Below are 3952 nucleotides of genomic sequence, written 5' to 3' on the forward strand. Positions count from 1 at the left end.
GGACGCAAAGCGGAAGGCGCCCGCTCTAACATCGAGTGCGATACGCTCATTATGGATAACAAATCAACTTCAGACACAATTCCTTACAATGAAATCTTAAATGATAACATTTCATTGGAGCACGAAGCGAAAGTGTCTAAAGTATCTGAAGAGCAGCTCTTCTACTTGATGAGCCGCGGTATTTCTGAAGAGGAAGCGACTGAAATGATCGTAATGGGCTTCATCGAGCCATTCACAAAAGAGCTTCCAATGGAATACGCTGTTGAAATGAACCGTTTGATTAAGTTCGAAATGGAAGGTTCTATTGGTTAATGATGAAAACCTTTGTTTATCAAGGGTTTAAGGGATTATTATAAATTGTAAAATTGTCGGCGTGCCGATTTCGTGTGTAGAAGACGAACTTTTGAAGTTCGTCTTCTTTTATTTTTTCAGTGATATCAAGTTAAGTATCCACTATTTTTTTGATGGTTAAATATCCTAATCGAAAATACATATGTCAGACTTGCGATTCTTTTGTCAAAAGCCTATCCTGAAAAATATTGAAGTCTAATGAAAAATCAGGATAAATTTGTTCTTGTTGCGATAATGACCACATGATGTCTATACAATCGGGACAATTTCTCCTGCTTACACAAGTAAACTTTTCTATAAGATTCAAACGACTTTTAACGGCTGCATGATACGGTTCCTTTATCAAGCAACCATACAGTTGCTTTGCTTGACACGCAACCATGTAGTTGCTTATACTCGATATATGAATTGGGACAAAGACGCTATATTCAAAGCACTCGGCGATTCGACTCGTCGGCTTATATTAGACGAACTATCCGAACGAAACGAGCTGACGTTGTATGAACTTACGGTACGTCTCATTACGAAGCACAACCTCTCCATTACGCGACAGGCGATAGCTAAACATCTTTCTATCCTGGAAGATGCAGAGCTCGTAAAATCAAAACGAAAGGGAAAATATCGAGTACTTATATTCAACAACGAACCGCTTAAAAATTTGCTCAAAGGATGGGTAGAATAATTTTATAAAATCAGAACAGGACTTCTGACAAATGTGTGGGTTGTTTTGCTTGTAGCCAGATTGTTAGCACAGTACCATGCGTCATTCATATCAAAGGAGGGAAAACAGTATGAAAATCATTGTTACCAGTATATTCGTACAAGATCAAGACAAGGCACTGGAGTTTTATACAGAAAAACTGGGGTTTGTAAAAAAGGAAGACGTTCCTATGGGGAAATTTAGGTGGATAACGCTTGTTTCTCAAGATGATCAAGACGGAACCGAGCTTTTACTCGAACCGAATGAACATCCTGCCGCCAAGGAGTATCAAAAGAAGATATTCGCCGAAGGCTTCCCAGCAACAATGTTTGGCGTTGCAGATATTCAAAAAGAGTACAAACGATTAAGGGAAAAAGGCGTGAAGTTTACTATGGAACCGACAAAAATGGGCGAAGTCACAATAGCTGTCTTCGACGATACTTGCGGCAACCTTATTCAAATTGTACAGAAGTAACCGATGCGAGTTTAAGTTCAGTGAAGTGGTTTTCATCAAAAAATAAAACTGTTTTATTCACAATTAATTAAGTGAATTTTTTCATAAAAAAGGACGTGTCTATTTTTAATCGCGTCCTTTTTGTATGCAGAAGAAAAACCGCTGGCCGAGGGGCCGCGGTTTCTTATTCTTCGATCTCCTGATTGATGATTTGTTTTACAGATGTATTGCTGTTATGTTCCCTATTCATCTCTTGTAAACGAGTATAAGCCGTGTCAAATTCCTCTTTTGACATCTGTTTTGCGGCTAATGCAGAGCATAAAATGGCAAAGGCGATCGGCATTGTATCAATGTGGATATCGATATGGACCTCTGAGTTGCCGCTGTTTTCGATCATAGATCCATTGTTAGGCATCTCTTGAGTATGTCTGTTGATAGGAATGATATTCTCGTTCATTACTCTTCTCCGTCTTGAGACTGTGCCTGTGCCTGATCCTGATCTGTATTCACGTTGACTACGACTTTTGCATTGCCGCTGTTTTCAACTTTAGCAACTGATACATTGCGCTTTTGGTTTTCTTCATTTTCATGACGATTTTCGCTCATGGTATCATCCTTTCTCTATTGATAGTGATAGGATATTCGATAGGAGAGTGAAGAGATTGGACGAACTTCGCGGTTTTTTCACATTGGGGCTAAAGGTCGAAGGGAAGCACTCTATTTGGTAAAATGAATAGACATTATAAAAGAAAAGGTGTTTGCATATGAAATCGTACATCATCGTCGGTGCAGGGATTCTAGGCGCGTCGACGGCTTATCATCTTGTCAAATTGGGTGCCCGGGTCATGGTGATTGACCGGAAGGAACCTGGTCAAGCGACTGATGCGGCAGCAGGGATCGTCTGTCCTTGGCTTTCGCAGCGCCGTAATCAGGATTGGTATCAGCTTGCTAAGGGAGGAGCACGGTACTATACGGATTTAATCCATCAATTGGAAGAAGACGGAGAAACGGATACAGGATATAAGCGTGTCGGTGCCATCAGCATTCATACTGATGCGGCAAAGCTTGATAAGATGGAGGAGCGGGCGTATAAGAGACGGGAGGATGCGCCGGAGATCGGCGACATTACCCGCTTGTCCGCAAGTGAAACGAAAAAGCTGTTTCCGATTTTAGCTGACGGTTATGAATCAGTTCATATCAGCGGTGCCGCCCGTGTGAACGGAAGAGCGCTGTGCGGGTCCCTTTTAAGCGCTGCAGAGAAACGCGGAGCAAAGATCATCAAAGGAAATGCGTCCTTGCTTTTTGAAAATGGAACGGTCACCGGTGTACAAACAGACACACAGCATTTTACGGCTGACGCGGTAATTGTGACAGCGGGGGCATGGGCCAATGAGGTCATGAAACCTCTTGGCATTCATTTTCAAGTGTCCTTTCAGAAAGCGCAGATTATGCATTTTGAAATGACGAAACCGGATACAGGATCGTGGCCGGTTGTGATGCCGCCGAACGATCAGTACATTCTTTCGTTTGATAACGGCAGAATTGTAGCTGGCGCCACACACGAAAACGATGCCGATCTAGATGATCTGCGTGTGACAGCCGGAGGACAGCACGAAGTATTGAGTAAAGCGCTAGCGTCAGCACCGGGTCTTGCTGATGCTGCTGCCATTGAAACAAGAGTGGGCTTTAGGCCGTTTACACCAGGGTTTCTGCCGGTTGTTGGCGCTGTACCGGACGTTCAAGGCCTTTTTGCCGCTAACGGTTTAGGCGCTTCGGGATTAACGATGGGGCCGTTCTTGGGATCAGAGCTCGCAAAGCTAGTTCTCGGAAAACAGACAGAAATCGACCTTAGCCCTTATGATCTAGCCGGAGCGTTGCATAATAAGTAAAAGCATAACAAACAAATATAGTAAAGCTGTTCTAGCTTTTCTTTTCTGTCTGTGTTAGCATTTACCTTTAATGAAAAAGAGGACGTGAACTGATTTTGATAAAAATTGATATACCTGCACCGAATGTCACCATCACCGAACGACAGCAGTCAGCTAATGATAACGAGCCGAAAATAAAGGCGATTTACGGATTCATCGACTTTCACCAGATACCAAGGGATAAAGGCGGCATCTTCATGTTTTATAACATTCATGACGAGCTGCTGTTTGTCGGTAAAGCTAGAAAGTTAAGACAGAGAATTAAGAAGCATTTTGAAGATACTGTCTCACCGATCAAACATCACAGAGACGAAGTATATAAAATTGAAGTATGTGTAGTTGAAGATCCAATGGAAAGAGAAATTTACGAAACATATATCATCAATACACAGCACTCGAAGTACAATATAGACAAGGTATTTTTTAAATAAGAAGTCAGTCTGCGGATTGAACAGCGAAGCCAGAGCTTATGTGAAGTTCTGGCTTTTGATTTGGGCATTTTTCCGCAGATAGACCTTT

The 3952-nt window shown here is 42.1% G+C and carries 7 protein-coding genes; 5 read left to right on the plus strand and 2 right to left on the minus strand.

Translation table 11 applies throughout. The features are described 5' to 3' along the window. The 3 genes from RAC86_RS36205 to RAC86_RS36215 all read left to right on the plus strand — a co-directional run. Window positions 1–312, plus strand: a 312-nt coding sequence (locus RAC86_RS36205) for a SufD family Fe-S cluster assembly protein (protein WP_377886739.1), incomplete at its 5' end; no start/stop codon positions are given. A 442-nt stretch (window positions 313–754) separates the two neighbouring features. Further along, a complete protein-coding gene (locus RAC86_RS36210) occupies window positions 755–1033 on the plus strand; it encodes an ArsR/SmtB family transcription factor (RefSeq protein ID WP_072566777.1) in 279 nt (92 codons plus the stop codon). 109 nt (window positions 1034–1142) lie between these two features. Next, entirely contained in the window at window positions 1143–1526 is a 384-nt protein-coding gene (locus RAC86_RS36215) for a VOC family protein (RefSeq protein WP_014115076.1), read from the plus strand. Window positions 1527–1689: 163 nt separating this feature from the next. Here the strand turns inward: RAC86_RS36215 and RAC86_RS36220 are convergent, their stop codons facing one another. Together RAC86_RS36220 and RAC86_RS36225 are read right to left on the minus strand one after the other, a co-directional pair. Then, window positions 1690–1962 (minus strand): hypothetical protein, encoded by a 273-nt coding sequence (locus tag RAC86_RS36220; RefSeq protein WP_003222817.1) that lies wholly within the window; start codon window positions 1960–1962, stop codon window positions 1690–1692. Further along, window positions 1962–2111, minus strand: a complete 150-nt coding sequence (locus RAC86_RS36225) for a hypothetical protein (RefSeq protein WP_003240873.1) — start codon at window positions 2109–2111, stop codon at window positions 1962–1964. The genes RAC86_RS36220 and RAC86_RS36225 overlap by 1 nt, the downstream gene beginning before the upstream one ends. Before the next feature lie 158 nt (window positions 2112–2269). Here RAC86_RS36225 and RAC86_RS36230 point away from each other — a divergent pair, with 158 nt between their 5' ends. After that, on the plus strand, window positions 2270–3394 hold the full coding sequence (locus tag RAC86_RS36230; protein WP_072565236.1) for an NAD(P)/FAD-dependent oxidoreductase: 1125 nt from the start codon (window positions 2270–2272) through the stop codon (window positions 3392–3394). Window positions 3395–3489: 95 nt separating this feature from the next. After that, window positions 3490–3864, plus strand: a complete 375-nt coding sequence (locus RAC86_RS36235) for a nucleotide excision repair endonuclease (protein ID WP_041521064.1) — start codon at window positions 3490–3492, stop codon at window positions 3862–3864. Window positions 3865–3952: the final 88 nt, after the last annotated feature.

This window comes from Bacillus sp. LR_5, assembly GCF_042709275.1.

Bases quoted from the DNA above. Each gene is read 5' to 3' on its own strand.
- RAC86_RS36210 (WP_072566777.1), top strand. From the start codon at position 755: ATGAATTGGGACAAAGACGCTATATTCAAAGCACTCGGCGATTCGACT.
- RAC86_RS36215 (WP_014115076.1), top strand. From the start codon at position 1,143: ATGAAAATCATTGTTACCAGTATATTCGTACAAGATCAAGACAAGGCA.
- RAC86_RS36220 (WP_003222817.1), bottom strand. From the start codon at position 1,962: ATGAACGAGAATATCATTCCTATCAACAGACATACTCAAGAGATGCCT.
- RAC86_RS36225 (WP_003240873.1), bottom strand. From the start codon at position 2,111: ATGAGCGAAAATCGTCATGAAAATGAAGAAAACCAAAAGCGCAATGTA.
- RAC86_RS36230 (WP_072565236.1), top strand. From the start codon at position 2,270: ATGAAATCGTACATCATCGTCGGTGCAGGGATTCTAGGCGCGTCGACG.